Origin of the sequence: Mesorhizobium sp. L103C105A0 (assembly GCF_000502215.1) — a bacterium.
Classification (GTDB): domain Bacteria; phylum Pseudomonadota; class Alphaproteobacteria; order Rhizobiales; family Rhizobiaceae; genus Mesorhizobium.
The window spans coordinates 230,977-246,621 of sequence record NZ_AYXF01000005.1; the positions used below are offsets into that span (position 1 = coordinate 230,977).

Consider the following 15,645-nt stretch of genomic DNA (forward strand, 5'->3'; position numbering starts at 1 on the left):
GGCGCTCAATCGAGCTTGTCACGGGGGGCAGCGGCACGAAACAGCCGATCGTTGATCGCCTCGCCGAGCCCATCGAACGGGATCGGCTCGACGGTGATCGTCGCCGCACCGCTGCGGTCGAGTTCCTGCAAATATGCGAACAGATTGCTTGCGGCTTCGCGCAAATCGCCTGACGCGGACAGGTTGCGCAAGGCGGCCGCCGCTTGCCAGCCTTCGGCGCGGTCGCCACCAAAGGCCAGCAAGGCCTCGCCTTCAGCCACACTCTGTGCATCGAGCCGCACCGATGCGCGCGGCGCATAATGCGACGCCAGCATGCCGGGCGCCTCGATGCCGGCTGTCGCGCCGCGCTGCAGCTTAATGCCGGTGACGGCCTCGATATCGGCGGCAGCGATGCCGCCTGGCCTCAGCAGCCGCACGCTGTTGCCTTCGACCTTGACGATGGTCGATTCCAGCCCGACCGGGGTGGCGCCGCCATCGACCACCAGCTGGATTTTGGCGCCGAGATCGGCCGCGACGGCTTGCGCCGTCGTGGCGCTGATCTTGCCCGAAGAGTTCGCGCTGGGCGCGGCCAACGGCCGGCCGAGTCTGGCGATCAGCTCGCCGCCGAACCCCCTGGGCATGCGCAGCGCGATCGTGTCCAGCCCGGCGGTGACCAGCGGATGGATGCCGTTGCCGGGTTGGAGCGGCAGCACCAGCGTCAGCGGCCCCGGCCAGAACGCCTCGGCCAGCCGTTTCGACAGCGGATCGAAGGCCGCAATGCGCTCGGCCATCGCCAGATCGGCGACATGGGCAATCAGCGGGTTGAAGCGCGGCCGGCCCTTGGCTTCGAAAATGCGGGCGACGCCGACGCCATTGGTCGCGTCGCTGGCCAGTCCATAGACGGTCTCCGTCGGGATGGCGACGACGTCGCCGCCCTCAAGCAGCGCCAACGCCTGCTCCATCGCTTCGCCGACGGATAGTATCTCAGCCACTCGCTTCACCTCACAGGCACCGGACCTAAAGCGCGTCGCGCTGAACCGGATTCATGCGACGCGCTTTAGGTCTTTGTTTTGATGCATGTCGTTCTCTCAAAACCGGGGCCACTTTTGAGCGACATGCATTAGAGCGGTTCAGCGGTTCGCTGAAACGCTCTAAGTATTTGTTTTTGCGCAATTCCGGACGGAAAACCGCTACTCACTTTTCCTGGAATTGCTCTAATACGGCAGTGGTTTTCGGGCAAGCCGGCGTTGGCGAATTATCAATGCCTAAAATGCTACGTTTCCCTGCAAGCCGGCATCAATCCACTGGGGTTAAGGCTATTTGCGGTTAGGGCTGGCGGCTTGTCGGGCAAGGGGACGGTTTCGATGTCGATGCGTGTGCTTGGAGCGCTTGGTTTCACCCTGGCGGCGATGACCGGTGGGGCGCACGCCTCGTCGATCGTCTCTCTCGGCGTCTCGACCTCGACGCCATCGGTCATCAAGGTTGGCGGATCCGAACCGGTCAGGATCGCCTCGTCGCCATCGATCGTCGCACTCGGCGATGCCCAGCCCGATGTGACTTATGAAAAGGTCGCGGCGATCCCCGAAAAGCCTAGGCACGGCCAGGACCCGATGATCATTCGCGGCGGCATCGTCGGCGGCGCCTTCGCCGCGCCGGCTCCGGCCAGGGCGAGCGCCGCGGCGCCGGCGACTGAGCCGACGGCAGAGACCGCACCAGCCGGAACTGCAACGGCATCGAACGGCAAGCCCGAGTCGCAACCGGCAGCGCCGCAGCCGGCAGCAACACCGCAGCAGCCGATCGAGGGCGTCGGCAAAGCCGAGTAGGCCATTCAGCCAAAACAGTCGGCCAAGACAGTCGGCCGATCCATGCCGCTTGACGCCGATCGACGCCCCGGCGCAGGATCGGCTTGGCGGCGGCGGCCCCAATTTCGCCAATCGGGTTTGGCATGAGCGCGCCGGGTTCTAGGAGAGCGAGGGGTTATCATGAACATGACGAAATCTTTGACTATTGCCGGCCTGTTGCTGGCGTCACCTATAGGTGTCGGCGGCGCGCAGGCCGGTGACGAGCTAGGGTCCTACGTCGCGCGCATTTCCGATCGCGACCACCATGCCAGCGACGGCTATGAGCTGAGCAGCGCAGCACAGATGGTGCGGCAGGACCGTGCCAACTGGCACAAGTTCCACCGGCGCGATGCCGACGACCAGGGCGATGACTGGTTCCGCAGCAACGATGATCGCGCGTATCTGGAACGCATGCTGAAGCGCGGTGGCGCGATGAGCTCCTCGACACGGAACGCCATCGTCAATGGCGAGCCGCTGATCCAGGTCGACGTCTATTCAGACAGCGTGCATGTCAGCATTTTGGAGGACTGACGGAGTCAGCCTCGGGAGGACTGAAAACAAAACGGGCGGCGTGTGAACGCCGCCCGTGTTCGGGCTTGTCCGTCCCTTAGCCAGCTATTCTGGAAAAATCCGCGACCTGATCGGTGGCCGTGCGGATGCGAGCCAGCAGCGCCAGGCGGTTGGCGCGCACGGCCTGGTCCTCATCATTCACGAGAACGCGTTCAAAGAATGAATCAACCGGTTCACGCAACACGCTAAGCGCCAGCATGGCGGCGGAAAAGTCTTCGTTTTGAATCGCTTCGCCGGCTTCTCTCTCCGCCTGATTCACCGCCGCAAACAGCGATTTCTCGGCCTCCTCGCGAAACAGCGCCGGCTCAACAGTCGCGGCGACGCGCGTTTTCTTCTTCTCCTCGGCAGCCAGAATGTTGGCCGCGCGCTTGGCGCCGGCGAGCAGGTTCTTGCCGTCCTCGGTGTCGAGGAAGGACCCTAGCGCCTCGACGCGGCGCACGATCTGCAGGAGGTCATCCGAGTGCGATTGGCCGATCTCCCCCCTTGTGAGGGAGATGCCCGGCAGGGCAGAGGGGGGCGCGCCAGAATGAGAGGTCGGCGGGACAGCGCCCCCCTTTGTCGGCTTCGCCGCCCCCACAATGGGGGAGATTGGCGCGCTTCCACCACCTGCCAGCACGGCGTCAATGAGATCATGCCGAGCGCCCTGGTCGCGGAGATAGACTTTCAGGCGGTCGTGGAAGAAGGCGAGGAGGTCGGAGCCAAAGGCCCGTCCAGCCTTAGACGCGAGATAACTCGCCGTTTGATAGGCACTATCGAAGAGCGATGTCAGCGGCAGTGAGATCCCATTCTCGATCAGGATCCTCACCACACCCAGTGCTGCCCTTCTCAGCGCGTAAGGATCCTTCGAGCCCGTCGGCTTTTCATCAATGGCCCAGAAGCCGACCAGCGTATCGATTTTGTCGGCCAGCGCGACGGCAATCGACACCGGATTGGTCGGCACGCTATCCGACGGACCTTGCGGTTTGTAGTGCTCCTCGATCGCCGCAGCCACGGACGGATGCTCGCCCTGCAGCAGCGCGTATTTGCGCCCCATGGCGCCTTGCAGTTCCGGAAACTCGCCCACTGCTTCGGTCGTAAGATCGGCCTTGGCCAGCACCGCGGCGCGGGCCGCGAGCGCGGTAATCTCCCCCCTTGAGGGGGAGATGTCGCCGAAGGCGACAGAGGGGGTCGTCTCGCGTGGAGCGCCAACTCCCTCTTTCTTCGAGAGACCGGACGGCGTCGCGGCAGCCGAAGCGACCCCCTCTGGCCTGCCGGCGATCTCCCCCTCAAGGGGGGAGATCGACTGCGCCACTGTTGGCGCCAGCTCTTCCGCCAGCCGCTTGATCCGCTCCACCCGCTCGCCTTGCGTGCCGAGCTTGGCGTGGAAAGTCACCCCGAGATGGTCGAGGCGGGCCATGCGTTGGTCGAGCGGCTTTTTCAGATCGAGCCCGAACTTTTTTGCCGATGCCTCGAGCTCTCCCAGATCGGGCAGATCGCCCTGGTCGGTCCGCCAGAAGTACAGCGCATCCGACAGGCGCGCGCGCACCACCTTGCCGTTGCCGTGCGCGATCTCCTTGCCGCCATCCTTCGCCTCGATGTTGGCAGTGAGGATGAAGCGGTTGGAAAGGTTTTCGCCGTCGCCTTGCGGACGGGTGACAAAGCATTTCTGATTGGCGCGAATGGTCAGCCGCACCACCTCGGGCGGAATGGCAAGAAAGGCCTGCTCGAATTCGCCCATCAGCACCACCGGCCATTCGACCAGGCCCGACACTTCCTCCAGCAGCCCTTCGTCCTCGACCAGATCGAGCCCGTTGGCGAAGGCGAGGTTGCGGGCGTCGGCAAGGATGATCTCCTTGCGCCGGTCGCCGTCGAGCACGACCTTGGCTGCTTCCAGCTTGGTCACGTAATCGTCGAAGCGACGCACGGTGATTTCACCCGGCGCCATGAAACGATGGCCGTAGGTGATATTGCCCGAGCGGATGCCATCGATCTCGAAATCGACCACCACCGGCTCCTCGGTCTCCGGCCCGAAGGTGCACAGAATCGTCTGCAGCGGCCGCACCCAGCGCAGCGAACCGGGCTTCGCCGAAGCCGGCCCCCATCGCATCGATGTCGGCCAGGGGAAGCCGCGAATGATGGCCGGCACCAGTTCGGCGATGATTTCTTCCGCCGCCCTGCCCGGCTTCGAAATATGGGCGACGTAGAAGTCGCCCTTCTTCGGATCGGAATGGACATGCGCCTCGGCAGCCGAGGCAAGACCTGCCTTGCGCAGAAAGCCCTGCACCGCCTGTTCCGGCGCCGTCGTCGACGGCCCCTTGATCTCCTCGCGGATATCCTTCGAGCGCGCGGTCAGGCCCCTGACATCGAGCGCCAGGCGCCGCGGCGTCCAGTATTCGCGCGCGGCGTCATAGGTCAGACCCGCCTCGACCAGACCGTCGGTCAGCATCTTCCTGAGATCGCCCGCCGCCTTGCGCTGCATACGGGCGGGGATTTCCTCGGAGCGAAGTTCCAGCAACAAATCCGGCATCAGAGTTTCTCCACCCGCATGCCTTCTCCCTGATTGCGCGTCCTCGCGCCTCCGGCGCTGCGGTTGCGCGGCCGGGCNGGCATCAGAGTTTCTCCACCCGCATGCCTTCTCCCTGATTGCGCGTCCTCGCGCCTCCGGCGCTGCGGTTGCGCGGCCGGGCGGGGATTTCCTCGGAGCGAAGTTCTAGCAAAAGATCAGGCATCAGAGTTTCTCCACCCGCATGCCTTCTTCCTGATTGCGCGTCCTCGCGCCTCCGGCGCTGCGGACGCGCGGCTGGGCGGGGATTTCCTCGGAGCGAAGTTCTAAGAGCAGGTCTGGCATGGTTAAGCTCCCACTCTCCCCTTGATGGGGAGGGTCGGCGCGTAGCGCCGGGGTGGGGTGGCGACCTCTCAGCCGCCGATACCTTCGGCACCATCGCGCAAACGCAGGTGTGATTTTCGTTCTTCCACCGCCGCATAGATCGTATCGAGCACGGAATCCAGTTCGTTTTTGATTTCATGGTTCCAGAAGCGAATGACGCGGTAGCCTTGGCTCTCGAACCATTTCGTTCGACGCTCGTCATGGCGCAGCTGGTCATCGAAGCTGTGATGGGCACCGTCCACCTCAATGATCAGCTTCAGCCGGTGGGAGATGAAATCAGGGAAGTAAACGCCTACCGACGCCTGCCTGCGAAAATGAGTGCCTTCTACTGGAATGCGCCACAGATGCCGCCACAGGATGCGTTCCTCGTCGGTCATCGCCGCGCGAAGCCTTTGCGCAGACTGCAGCTTGAATCGATCGAGTTTTGGCATGGAACGTCGCGCTGTCCCCCCCCCCCGCCGCTTCGCGGCGACCTCCCCCATCTAGGGGGAGGTAAGAGGGCATGGCAACTCGGCTGACCGCTGTTTCCAGGAATTTTGACCCCCCCTGTCGGGCCGCAACCAGCCCGCCCGTCCTTTGATCAAAGATTTCCATGAACCAAACGCAGCGCTGAAGCGACCAACGCTCAGGCAGGGACCTATTGGCTGAACGACCATGAAAACGGCATCGAGACTTCTCCAGATCATCGCGCTCAGCGCCTGTTTCGCCGCGCAGGTGCATGGCGCCTTCTCGATGCCGGGCGTACGGCAGGCTATGCGGACCATGGCGGGGTCGACTGGCCCGATGTTGGCCCCAATCAACATTTCCCTCGAAATGATGAAGTGAGCCTCAGGCGGCGAGCCCGCCGGCCTGGGTCTGCAAAAATGCCTCGCCGCAGGCTTTCGCCAGATTGCGCACCCGCAGGATGTAGCTCTGCCGCTCGGTCACCGAAATCACGCCGCGCGCGTCGAGCAGGTTGAAGACGTGGCTGGCCTTGATGCACTGGTCATAGGCCGGGAAGACCATGCGGTGCATCGGCAGATTGTCGTTCGAAGCCGGGGCGCCGGCCGCGAGCAGCGCCTTGCATTCGGCTTCGGCGTCCTCGAAATGCCTGAGCAGCATGGCGGTGTTGGCATATTCGAAATTGTGCCTGGAATATTCCTGCTCGGCCTGCAGGAAGACATCGCCATAGGTGACTTTTTCGGCGCCTTCTCGGCCATTGAAGTTGAGGTCGTAGACATTGTCGACGCCCTGCACATACATGGCCAGCCGCTCCAGGCCGTAGGTCAGTTCTCCCGCCACCGGCGCGCATTCGATGCCGCAGACCTGCTGGAAATAGGTGAACTGCGACACTTCCATGCCGTCGCACCAGCACTCCCAGCCGAGCCCCCAGGCGCCAAGCGTCGGGCTTGCCCAGTCGTCCTCGACGAAGCGAATGTCGTGCAGCAACGGATCGACGCCGATCGCCTTGAGCGAGCCGAGATAGAGCTCCTGCAGGTTCGGCGGGTTGGGCTTCAGGATCACCTGGTACTGGTAATAATGCTGCAGCCGGTTGGGGTTTTCGCCGTAGCGGCCGTCCTTGGGCCGGCGCGAGGGCTGGACATAGGCGGCGTTCCAGCCCTTGGGCCCGAGCGCGCGCAGCGTGGTGGCCGGATGGAAGGTGCCGGCGCCGACTTCCATGTCGTAAGGCTGCAGGATGACGCAGCCATAGGCGGCCCAGTAATTGTGCAGGGTCAGGATCAGCCCCTGGAACGAGCGGCTGGGATGTATATGGGCTGGACTGTCTGACGTCACGGCGGCCTCGGAAAGCGCTGAAATGATGCCATTCCCTAGTTGCCGGGCCGGCTAGCGTCAAGGCAGCGCCTATCGCCGCCTTGATGAGAGGTTGAACGCTTTGCTTCGGACTGGCCCATTGCCGGACGGTGCCGGTGGCCGTTTGCTCGCCCAGCTTCAACGACAGAGGTTCAGCCATGCAAGGCCAGCTCACCGTACGCCCCGTCACCCGAGAGGATTACGAGCAATGGCTGCCGCTGTGGGACGGCTACAATGCGTTTTACGGCCGCTCGGGGGAGACCGCCCTGCCCGGTGACATCACTGCAATGACATGGTCGCGCTTCTTCGATGCCTATGAGCCTATGCATGCGCTGGTCGCGGAGAGCGAAGGCAAGCTTCTCGGTCTTGTCCACTATCTCTATCACCGCACCACGACGGCGATTTCGCCGAACTGCTATCTGCAGGACCTCTTCACCAATGAGGCGTCGCGCGGCAAGGGCGTCGGCCGGGCACTGATCGAAGACGTCTATACCAGGGCGCAAACCGCAGGCTCCAGCCGCGTCTACTGGCTGACACACGAAACCAACCACACGGCGATGAAGCTCTACGACAAGATCGGCGATCTCTCGGGCTTCGTCGTCTACCGAAAGCTGTTCTAGAATGAGCGCCAACGCTGGGTCTGCGCCGCGTCGCTTCGCTCCTTGCTCCGCCATAGAATGACGATCGCGATAGGGCGTCTCTATCTCTTTGTTCTGTCGCAATTCCGAACGGAAAACCGCGCACACTTTTCCTGGAATTGCTCTAAGACGCCAAGCCGAAACAAAAACGGGGCTCAGCGAGCCCCGTTTCATCAGAAGTATGGCCCGATCACCCTTTCGGCGCTGGCGGGGTGGCCGGCTTGACTTTCGGGGTTTCCTGCGCCGTGTTGGATTCGATCGGCGGCAGGCCCTTCATCAGCTTCTGCTGCAAAATGGCAAGCACATCGGGATCCGGCTTCAGGTCGCGCGCCTGGTTCCACTGGAAAGTGGCTTCGAGCTTGCGGCCGACGCGCCAATAGGCATCGCCGAGATGGTCGTTGAGCACCGGATCTTCCGGCTTGAGCGACACGGCGCGCTCCATTTCGCGCACGGCGTCGTCGAACCGGCCCATGCGGAAATAGGCCCAGCCCAGCGAATCGACGATGTAGCCGTCGCTCGGCCTGAGGTCGACGGCCTTCTGGATCATCGCCAGGCCTTCCTTGAGGTTCATGTTCATGTCGACCCAGGAATAGCCGAGATAGTTCAGCACCTGCGGCTGGTCGGGGAACAGTTCCAGCGCCTTGAGGAAGTTCGGTTCGGCCTTGGGCCATTCCTTCAGCCGCTCATAGGCGATGCCGCGCTGATAGTAGATGTTCCAGTTGGCATTGGTCGGCGTCTTCAGCACCGCGACCGCCTTGTCGTAGAGAGTGGCGGCGGAGCGGAAATCCTCCTTCGAGGCATAGACCCCGCCCAGCGCCAGATAGGCGCGCATGTCATCGGGGTGAGCTTCGACGAATGCTTTGAGGTGGGCGATAGCCTCGTCGTGACGGTTGAGATCGGCAAGGTTGAGGCCGAGCTGCAGGTCGGAAAGCTCCTTCAGCGGCGAGGAGGCTGGAATGCGGCTATAGAGCGCAATGGCGCCTTCGCCGTCCTTCAGCTGCTCCGCAACGGCGGCAAGCTGCACCAAAGCGGCGTCGCTGTCGGGCTTGAGCGCGAGCGCATATTGCAGATAGAGGCGCACGAACGGCTCGCCGCCGCCGCGATTGAGCGCGATGGCGAGGTCGAGCAGGATTTCAGCGGCGCCTTCGGAGGGACTGGCGACGAAGGGCTCGATCTTGTCGCCCTTGCTGATCCTGTCGCGAAGCGCCTGGATGTCGAGCTTGCCGGGCGCGAACGCCTCGGCCTTGTCGAGCACGTAGAGCGCCTTGTTCTTGTTTCCCTTGCGCGCCAGGAAAGACGCGTAGGCCTGGGCGTTGCGCATCCATGTCTCGGGCGCGGCACCGCCGGCCGTGACGTCGGTCAGGGTCGCGTCATAAAGCGCGTCGGCCTTGTCCGACAGGCCTGCGGCATCGGCGATCAGCGCGCGGTGGAAGGACTTGAACAGGCCGAACCAGTCAGGCCCCTGCAGTTTGTCGATCGAGGCCATCGCCCCGGTGGGGTCGCCGGCGCCCTCTTGTGCCCAGCCGGACATGACGCCGGAAATCAGCCGGTCGAGATCGGATTCGAGCGACAGCTTGAGCCAGTACTGCGCCTTGGTGAAATCCTTCTTGTGGAAGGAATCGACCGCCAGAGCCAGACGCGAGAAGCGCTCGACGTCGGGAACTGCCTTGAGCTTGTCGGCATAGACCAGCGATTCCTCGAAGCGGCCTTGCGCGATCAGCGACAGCATCAAGCTTTGCTGCAGCGAGGTGTCGCCGGGATTGAAGGCGAGCGCCTGCTTGTAATAAGCGATGGCATTGTCGAGGTCGTTGTCGCCTTCGGCGATGCGGGCGGCGAGATAGGCGCCCGAGAAGGAGGTGATCTTGACCGGGCCGGTCGATTCCTTGGCGTAGGCAGGCAGCGGAGAAATCGCCATTCCTGCCACAATTGCCAGCCCCGCGAGCCAGCGCGCACGTCCTTGCCGCATCGTATCCCTTTCAGCCAAGCGCCATCCCGCGTCGGCGCGGAGAAGCCATAGACTCGATGTTTCCTGACAAAGCATGGCCTTTTTGGGGTCAGGCTTCAATCCGGGCCGAATTCACAATCGGGTCACCCGATTAACAAACCATGGCGACGCAGACACTGTCGGTTCCGACAATAGCAGATCGGGGTTGGGAGCTACAGCCTGACATCGCGATATCCGCGTGCCGCTATCGTGCTGCACAGGCCGGCCCACTCGCAACCCTGGCAGGCCTCACGCGTCACGCCGGCTGAAAAGGCCGCGCGCAAGGCGGCAAGCGTTGCCGCGTCGAGGCTGAGACGGACGCCCGCCTCGATGGGCCGGGCCAGCAGCTTGCCGACATCGCGTGCTGCCAGCTCGTCCCGGCCTGCGGCGCTTTCGCGCAAGCAGTGGGGCTCGGCCTCGCCGAGCAGCGGCCGACAGATGTCGTCGGGGCCGGAGACGATCAGAATATCCTCGCCCCGGCCCAGACGTTTCGCGATCACGTCATAGTTGGCGACGAAGGCTGCGCTGTAGCCCTTGCCGACATAGGTCAGCAGGCAAAGCAGATGGTGGGAGCGCAGCCTGACGGTCATCGGTCTTAGGACGCGGTTGCGGAGCCTGTTCCATCCCGAAGATATCGGGATGGGGCTCCATCTTTTTGTTTGAGCATGATCTCTTCCGAAAGCCGGACTCCACTTTTCGGGATCATGCTCCTGCCGGGTCCGCCTTACCGGAAAACAGCTTGAGCGTCGCGGCGCCGAGCGCCGATTTCAGCAGGCCGCCGACGAGGAAGGGCAAGAAGCCGAAGGTGATGGCCTGTTCGAGGCCGATCATGACGGCGAGCCAGGCCGTGCCGAGAACCAGGCAGGCGAGGTTGCCGAGGACCATGCCGGCGAAGGCGAGCAGCACGCGGTTGCCGTTCCAGCCGCGTTCGGCCAGCCAGCCGACCAGCGCGCCGACGACCGGGAAGGCGAAGAGATAACCGCCCGTTGCCCCGACGAAATACGACGCGCCCGCTGCCCCTCCGGACAGGACAGGAAAGCCCACGGCGCCCTCGGCGAGCCAGGCGATGATGGTCATGGCGCCAAGCCGCCAGCCATAAAGTGCGCCGACCAGCGTCACGGCGAAGGTCTGCATGGTGACCGGCACCGGCACCATCGGCACCTCGATCTGGGACAACAGCGCCAGAAACAGCGTACCGAGGGCGACGGCCGCGGCCTGCCAGCTATGCGAGCGGGTTTGCAGGCGCAACGGGCTGAAGGACGGCTTGGACGGCGAAAAGGCGATGTAGGTCATGGTGCTTCCTAGCTGGTTTGAAATTATAGATAATTTTGTTGTTCGATCTATTATCGAATCCATATTTGCGCGGGAATGGCAACCCTCACCCCTAAAAAGGCTTGGGCTTGCGTGTCGAATAAAGGACATTTGGAAAGGCTGGCGGGACAGCACCCCCCTCTGGCCTGCCGGCCATCTCCCCCGCAAGTGGGGAGATCGGATGTCGCCTTTGCTTTCGCCAATGGCCGACGTTGCAGGACTAACGCAACGGCAAAGCTGTTGATCTCCCCCCTTGCGGGGGAGATGTCCGGCAGGACAGAGGGGGGTGTGAAGGATCGCTACGCGCGGAATCCGACGACTTGTCCCTTCGTCCCTACCCGACGATGGCAAACGCTTCGCGCATCTTGCCCGACGCGGTCTTGACCGGTTTCTGGCCGATCCACTGAACGTGCCGGCCAAGCGTGGCGGCGGCCGATTCGGTGTTGCCTTGCCGCAGCGCGCTCAGNCTGGCCGATCCACTGAACGTGCCGGCCAAGCGTGGCGGCGGCCGATTCGGTGTTGCCTTGCCGCAGCGCGCTCAGGATCGCGCGATGATCCTGGTCGGTGCGGATTTCCCATTCCGAGCGCCAGGCGGCGAACAGGAAGCGGGCGCTTGCGGCGTGCAAATCGTCGATGGTGGCGATGAGCCGCGGCATGCCGCAGGGCGCCAGGATCAGCCGGTGGAAGGTGCGGTTGGCCTCCTCCCAAGAGCGGACATCGCGGGATTTGTCGCCGGCCTTTGTGGCTTCTTCGGCAAGGTTGAGAATGGAAGCCGTCAGATGCGGCGCGGCATGGCGCAGCGCCAGCACTTCGAGGGCTGCCCGCATTTCGGCGACTTCCCTTACCTCGCCGAGATCGAAAGCGGCGACGCGCACGCCCCGCCTGGGCTCACTGACCGCCAGCCCTTGCGCCTCCAGGCGCCGGAAGGCTTCGCGCACCGGGACATGGCTGGTCTGGAATTCCTCGGCGATGTGATCCTGCCGCAGCCGGGCGCCGGGTTCGATCGCGCCCGATATGATGCGATCCGCCAGCACCTTGCTGATGCGCACGGCGATGGTGTCGTCTGCGGTCTTTGCCATGTTTTATAGATAATTTGCACTGCTGCCGATTGTCGAGCGGTGATTGCCCGATTTTGCGTGCAAACTTGCTTTGGCGCCAGGCGCGGGTCAGTTCACCCGGCTGATGCAGAAGTCGATGACGTCGATGAGCGCCGATTTCTGCGGCGTCGCCTCCAGCGGTGCCAGCGCATCGCGGGCGATCTCGCCGAAATGGCGGGCGCGGCCGATGGTGTCGGCAATGGCGCCATGGCGGGTCATCAGGCCGATCGCCTTTTCCAGTCCGGCATCGTCGGTGACATTGTCCTCGATGGCGCGCTTCCAGAAGGTGCGCTCGGCCTTGGTGCCGCGCCGGTAGGCGAGGATGACCGGCAGCGTAACCTTGCCTTCGCGGAAATCGTCGCCGACATTCTTGCCCAGCTCCTGGCTGGAGCCGCCATAATCCAGCGCATCGTCGATGAGCTGGAAGGCAAGGCCGAGATTCATGCCGTAGGAGCGCAATGCGGCGCGATCGTTGCGCGTCGCCGATGCGATGACCGGACCGACCTCGGCGGCAGCCGAGAACAGCGCCGCAGTCTTGGCCTTGATGACGGCGAAATGCTCGTCCTCGGTGGTATCCAGGTTCTTGGCGGCGGCCAGCTGCATCACCTCGCCCTCGGCAATAATCGAGGCGGCACTGGACAGGATATCGAGCGCTTCCAGCGAACCGACATCGACCATCATGCGAAAAGCCTGGCCGAGCAGGAAATCGCCGACCAGCACGCTCGCCTGGTTGCCCCAGATCATGCGGGCAGTCTTTTTGCCGCGCCGCATGCCGCTCTCGTCGACGACGTCGTCGTGGAGCAGCGTGGCGGTGTGCATGAACTCGACCGCGGTGGCGAGCTTGACGTGGCCCTCGCCGGAATAGCCGAACATCTGGGCCGCCGCGAGCGTCAGCATGGGACGCAGCCTTTTGCCGCCCGACGAGATCAGATGATTGGCGACCTCCGGGATCATCTCGACGTCGGAGCCGGCCTTGGACAGGATCAGTTTGTTGACGCGCCCCATATCGGCTGCTGTCAGGTCGATGAGATCCTTGATGGAGGCGGGTTCCCGCTTCCCGTTTTCGATGTTGAGAACGACACCCACCAACAAACACTCCCGTCTTTGATCACGCGTGCGACGGCACCCTGGTCCCGCCTGGGACTCTAGGGCGGCACATACGGGCACGGCAAGAGGCGAATTGGCGCGGCTGCGGTGACGGCGTGTCAACCTTAGCGACCGCATGCCCTTGCCCGGAAACCGCTCCACACTTTTCGGCGCCATGCTCCGGCGTTTACATCAACGCTGCAACCTGCGAACTTCGTCCGATGATAGAACTCGTGCGCACCAACGATGCCGTGATCATCTCCTTCGTCGAATCGCTGATGCGCGATGCCGGGATCGCCTGCTTCGTCGCCGACCAGAACATGAGCATTCTCGAAGGGTCGATCGGTCTTTTGCAGAAGCGCGTGATGGTCGATGCCGACCAGGCCGATCAGGCGCGGCGCATCTTGAAAGACGCCGGCATCGAGAACGAAATCCGCCAGACATAATGGCTGAAGCGAGCGCGCTTACCAGCGATACGCCGGCCCATACGGTCGATGCCTTCCATCGCGGCCGCTTCTGGCTGGTCCAGCCCAGGACAGGGCATCGCGCCGGGATGGATGCCATGATGCTGGCGGCAGCAGTTTCATCCGGTTTTTCTGGACGCCTCGCCGATTTCGGCGCCGGCGCCGGTGCGGCGGGTCTCGCCGTGCTGTCGCGCTGCCCAGAGGCGCAGGTCGTGCTCGTCGAACGGTCGGCCGAGATGGCAGGCTTCGCCACAACCACGCTCGCCCATCCCGGCAATGCGCATCTCGGCAATCGCGCCTCGGTGCTGACCGCCGACGTCACGCTGTCAGGCCGGGCGCGGACGCAAGCCGGCCTCGCCGACAATTCCTTCGATTTCGTCATCATGAACCCGCCCTTCAACGCGGCGCAAGACCGCGCCACGCCAGATCCGCTGCGGCGGCAGGCGCATGTCATGGACGACGGGCTGTTCGAAAGCTGGATCCGGAGTGCGGCTGCCGTCGCCAAGCCGCGCGGGGGCCTGGCCGTCATTGCGCGGCCGGAACAGCTTGGCGACCTCCTCGATGCGCTGTCGGGCCGCTTCGGCGACGCCGAGATGCTGGCCGTGCATCCGCGCCCGGAAGCAGCCGCAATCCGCATTGTCGTTAGGGCAGCGCTCGGCGCGCGCGGCAAGCTGTCGATCCGCCCGCCTTTGATGCTGCATGGGCAAACGGGCGACGGCCCGTCGGAACGAACCGAGATGATCAACAACGGACTGGCGTCGCTGTTTGGCGATTGATTTTGGGCCCGTCAGTGTCGTTGCCGCAAAACCGGCACACAGTTGGCTGAGATGGATTGCAGCATTGCCGTTGACCCGCAAATCCCTACATGCGTTGAAGCCATTTGGAGACAGCCACCTCGTGAAACGCCTTTTCAACCGCCTGCTGCCGAAATCCTGGCGATCCAGCGTCGTCACCATTCCCGTCATCAGGCTGCATGGCACCATCATGGCCGGCGGCGGCCCGTTCCGGCCGAGCCTGTCCTTGGCGTCCACCGCCGCCCTCATCGAAAAGGCGTTCCTGTTCGATGCGCCCGCCGTCGCCATTTCGATCAATTCGCCTGGCGGCTCGCCGGTGCAGTCGCGGCTGATCTTCAAGCGCATCCGTGACCTCGCGGTCGAGAAGAACAAGAAGGTGCTGGTCTTCGTCGAGGATGTGGCGGCCTCGGGCGGCTACATGATCGCGGTCGCCGGCGACGAGATCTTTGCCGATCCGTCCTCCATCGTCGGTTCGATTGGTGTCGTCTCGGCCTCGTTCGGCTTTCCCGAACTGATGAAGAAGATCGGTGTCGAGCGCCGTGTCCACACCGCCGGCCAGAACAAGGCGGTGCTCGACCCGTTCAAGCCGGAGAAGAGGGAAGACGTCGAGCGCCTGAAGGCGCTGCAGCTGGAAGTGCACGAGACCTTCATCGACCTGGTCAGGGAACGCCGTGGCACCAAGCTGAAGGACGATCCGGACCTGTTCACCGGCCTGTTCTGGACCGGCAAGAAAGGGCTGGAGCTTGGCCTCGTCGATGCGTTGAGCGACATGCGCACGGTACTGAAAACCCGCTTCGGCGCGAAAACCCAGCTCAGGCTGGTCACCGCGCCGCGTGGCCTGTTTGGCCGCATCGGCCTGTTCGGCTCGAACGTTTCGGCGCCCGATATTGCCGCCGCCGCCGCAAGCGGCGTGATCGATGCGGCGGAAGAGCGCGCATTGTGGGCGCGCTTCGGGCTTTGAAAAAGCAGGGAAAGCGTCTAGCATGAGGGCTTGACAGTCTGCCTTGCCGCCTTGCGAGGGAGGAGCTTTGAAATGCCACAGATCATTTTCTTCGCAGTTGTCGGCGCAGCCGCTTATTTCGGCTACCGCACCTTCGTCCGCGAGGCCGAACGTGTGACCGCCAAGGTGCGGCGCACCGAAAAGCAGGCAGCCAACGGCACCAACGGCACGCTGGTCCAGGATCCCAAGACCGGCGAATACCGCCTGGCCAAGGACTGATCATC

At 63.6% G+C, this 15,645-nt stretch carries 15 protein-coding genes and 1 pseudogene; 7 read left to right on the plus strand and 9 right to left on the minus strand.

The window, feature by feature from the left end:
• Positions 1-5: 5 nt before the first annotated feature.
• A complete protein-coding gene (locus X727_RS147985) occupies positions 6-971 on the minus strand; it encodes an L-threonylcarbamoyladenylate synthase (RefSeq protein ID WP_023834483.1) in 966 nt (321 codons plus the stop codon).
• A 372-nt stretch (positions 972-1,343) separates the two neighbouring features.
• On the opposite strand from X727_RS147985, the gene X727_RS147980 reads away from it, so the two are divergent.
• Together X727_RS147980 and X727_RS147975 are read left to right on the plus strand one after the other, a co-directional pair.
• The gene (locus X727_RS147980) at positions 1,344-1,802 is read left to right on the plus strand and encodes a hypothetical protein (RefSeq protein ID WP_023834484.1); all 459 of its coding nucleotides are present in this window, start codon (positions 1,344-1,346) and stop codon (positions 1,800-1,802) included.
• Positions 1,803-1,967: 165 nt separating this feature from the next.
• A complete protein-coding gene (locus X727_RS147975) occupies positions 1,968-2,351 on the plus strand; it encodes a hypothetical protein (RefSeq protein WP_081732299.1) in 384 nt (127 codons plus the stop codon).
• A gap of 76 nt (positions 2,352-2,427) precedes the next feature.
• Here X727_RS147975 and glyS read toward each other — a convergent pair whose 3' ends face one another.
• The 3 genes from glyS to X727_RS147965 form a co-directional block, all read right to left on the minus strand.
• Positions 2,428-4,896: a glycine--tRNA ligase subunit beta gene (glyS, locus tag X727_RS1000000165635; RefSeq protein WP_023834485.1), complete on the minus strand. Its 2,469-nt coding sequence runs from the start codon at positions 4,894-4,896 to the stop codon at positions 2,428-2,430.
• A gap of 389 nt (positions 4,897-5,285) precedes the next feature.
• On the minus strand, positions 5,286-5,687 hold the full coding sequence (locus tag X727_RS147970; protein WP_023692101.1) for a DUF559 domain-containing protein: 402 nt from the start codon (positions 5,685-5,687) through the stop codon (positions 5,286-5,288).
• A 397-nt stretch (positions 5,688-6,084) separates the two neighbouring features.
• Entirely contained in the window at positions 6,085-7,029 is a 945-nt protein-coding gene (locus X727_RS147965; protein WP_023684365.1) for a glycine--tRNA ligase subunit alpha, read from the minus strand.
• A gap of 176 nt (positions 7,030-7,205) precedes the next feature.
• On the opposite strand from X727_RS147965, the gene X727_RS147960 reads away from it, so the two are divergent.
• Positions 7,206-7,667: a GNAT family N-acetyltransferase gene (locus tag X727_RS147960; protein ID WP_023684366.1), complete on the plus strand. Its 462-nt coding sequence runs from the start codon at positions 7,206-7,208 to the stop codon at positions 7,665-7,667.
• 208 nt (positions 7,668-7,875) lie between these two features.
• Here the strand turns inward: X727_RS147960 and X727_RS147955 are convergent, their stop codons facing one another.
• The 5 genes and pseudogenes from X727_RS147955 to X727_RS147935 all read right to left on the minus strand — a co-directional run bounded on the left by X727_RS147955 (position 7,876) and on the right by X727_RS147935 (position 13,163).
• Positions 7,876-9,651, minus strand: a complete 1,776-nt coding sequence (locus tag X727_RS147955) for a tetratricopeptide repeat protein (RefSeq protein WP_023709893.1) — start codon at positions 9,649-9,651, stop codon at positions 7,876-7,878.
• A 191-nt stretch (positions 9,652-9,842) separates the two neighbouring features.
• Entirely contained in the window at positions 9,843-10,259 is a 417-nt protein-coding gene (locus X727_RS147950; protein WP_023815234.1) for a DUF1284 domain-containing protein, read from the minus strand.
• 112 nt (positions 10,260-10,371) lie between these two features.
• On the minus strand, positions 10,372-10,962 hold the full coding sequence (locus tag X727_RS147945; protein WP_023668469.1) for a biotin transporter BioY: 591 nt from the start codon (positions 10,960-10,962) through the stop codon (positions 10,372-10,374).
• A 352-nt stretch (positions 10,963-11,314) separates the two neighbouring features.
• Positions 11,315-12,059 (minus strand): annotated as a pseudogene (locus tag X727_RS147940) (GntR family transcriptional regulator).
• An 87-nt stretch (positions 12,060-12,146) separates the two neighbouring features.
• Entirely contained in the window at positions 12,147-13,163 is a 1,017-nt protein-coding gene (locus tag X727_RS147935; protein ID WP_023668471.1) for a polyprenyl synthetase family protein, read from the minus strand.
• 221 nt (positions 13,164-13,384) lie between these two features.
• On the opposite strand from X727_RS147935, the gene X727_RS147930 reads away from it, so the two are divergent.
• The 4 genes from X727_RS147930 to X727_RS147915 all read left to right on the plus strand — a co-directional run bounded on the left by X727_RS147930 (position 13,385) and on the right by X727_RS147915 (position 15,640).
• Positions 13,385-13,609 (plus strand): DUF2007 domain-containing protein, encoded by a 225-nt coding sequence (locus tag X727_RS147930; protein WP_023692106.1) that lies wholly within the window; start codon positions 13,385-13,387, stop codon positions 13,607-13,609.
• Entirely contained in the window at positions 13,609-14,403 is a 795-nt protein-coding gene (locus X727_RS147925) for a tRNA1(Val) (adenine(37)-N6)-methyltransferase (protein ID WP_023696580.1), read from the plus strand. Before X727_RS147930 ends, X727_RS147925 begins: the two co-directional genes overlap by 1 nt.
• Before the next feature lie 121 nt (positions 14,404-14,524).
• Positions 14,525-15,382, plus strand: a complete 858-nt coding sequence (locus X727_RS147920; RefSeq protein ID WP_023834487.1) for a S49 family peptidase — start codon at positions 14,525-14,527, stop codon at positions 15,380-15,382.
• Positions 15,383-15,454: 72 nt separating this feature from the next.
• Positions 15,455-15,640, plus strand: a complete 186-nt coding sequence (locus tag X727_RS147915) for a membrane protein (RefSeq protein ID WP_023668475.1) — start codon at positions 15,455-15,457, stop codon at positions 15,638-15,640.
• Positions 15,641-15,645 lie beyond the last annotated feature (5 nt).

Bases quoted from the DNA above. Each gene is read 5' to 3' on its own strand.
- X727_RS147980 (WP_023834484.1), top strand. From the start codon at position 1,344: ATGTCGATGCGTGTGCTTGGAGCGCTTGGTTTCACCCTGGCGGCGATG.
- X727_RS147975 (WP_081732299.1), top strand. From the start codon at position 1,968: ATGACGAAATCTTTGACTATTGCCGGCCTGTTGCTGGCGTCACCTATA.
- glyS (WP_023834485.1), bottom strand. From the start codon at position 4,896: ATGCCGGATTTGTTGCTGGAACTTCGCTCCGAGGAAATCCCCGCCCGT.
- X727_RS147970 (WP_023692101.1), bottom strand. From the start codon at position 5,687: ATGCCAAAACTCGATCGATTCAAGCTGCAGTCTGCGCAAAGGCTTCGC.
- X727_RS147960 (WP_023684366.1), top strand. From the start codon at position 7,206: ATGCAAGGCCAGCTCACCGTACGCCCCGTCACCCGAGAGGATTACGAG.
- X727_RS147955 (WP_023709893.1), bottom strand. From the start codon at position 9,651: ATGCGGCAAGGACGTGCGCGCTGGCTCGCGGGGCTGGCAATTGTGGCA.
- X727_RS147950 (WP_023815234.1), bottom strand. From the start codon at position 10,259: ATGACCGTCAGGCTGCGCTCCCACCATCTGCTTTGCCTGCTGACCTAT.
- X727_RS147945 (WP_023668469.1), bottom strand. From the start codon at position 10,962: ATGACCTACATCGCCTTTTCGCCGTCCAAGCCGTCCTTCAGCCCGTTG.
- X727_RS147930 (WP_023692106.1), top strand. From the start codon at position 13,385: ATGATAGAACTCGTGCGCACCAACGATGCCGTGATCATCTCCTTCGTC.
- X727_RS147925 (WP_023696580.1), top strand. From the start codon at position 13,609: ATGGCTGAAGCGAGCGCGCTTACCAGCGATACGCCGGCCCATACGGTC.
- X727_RS147915 (WP_023668475.1), top strand. From the start codon at position 15,455: ATGCCACAGATCATTTTCTTCGCAGTTGTCGGCGCAGCCGCTTATTTC.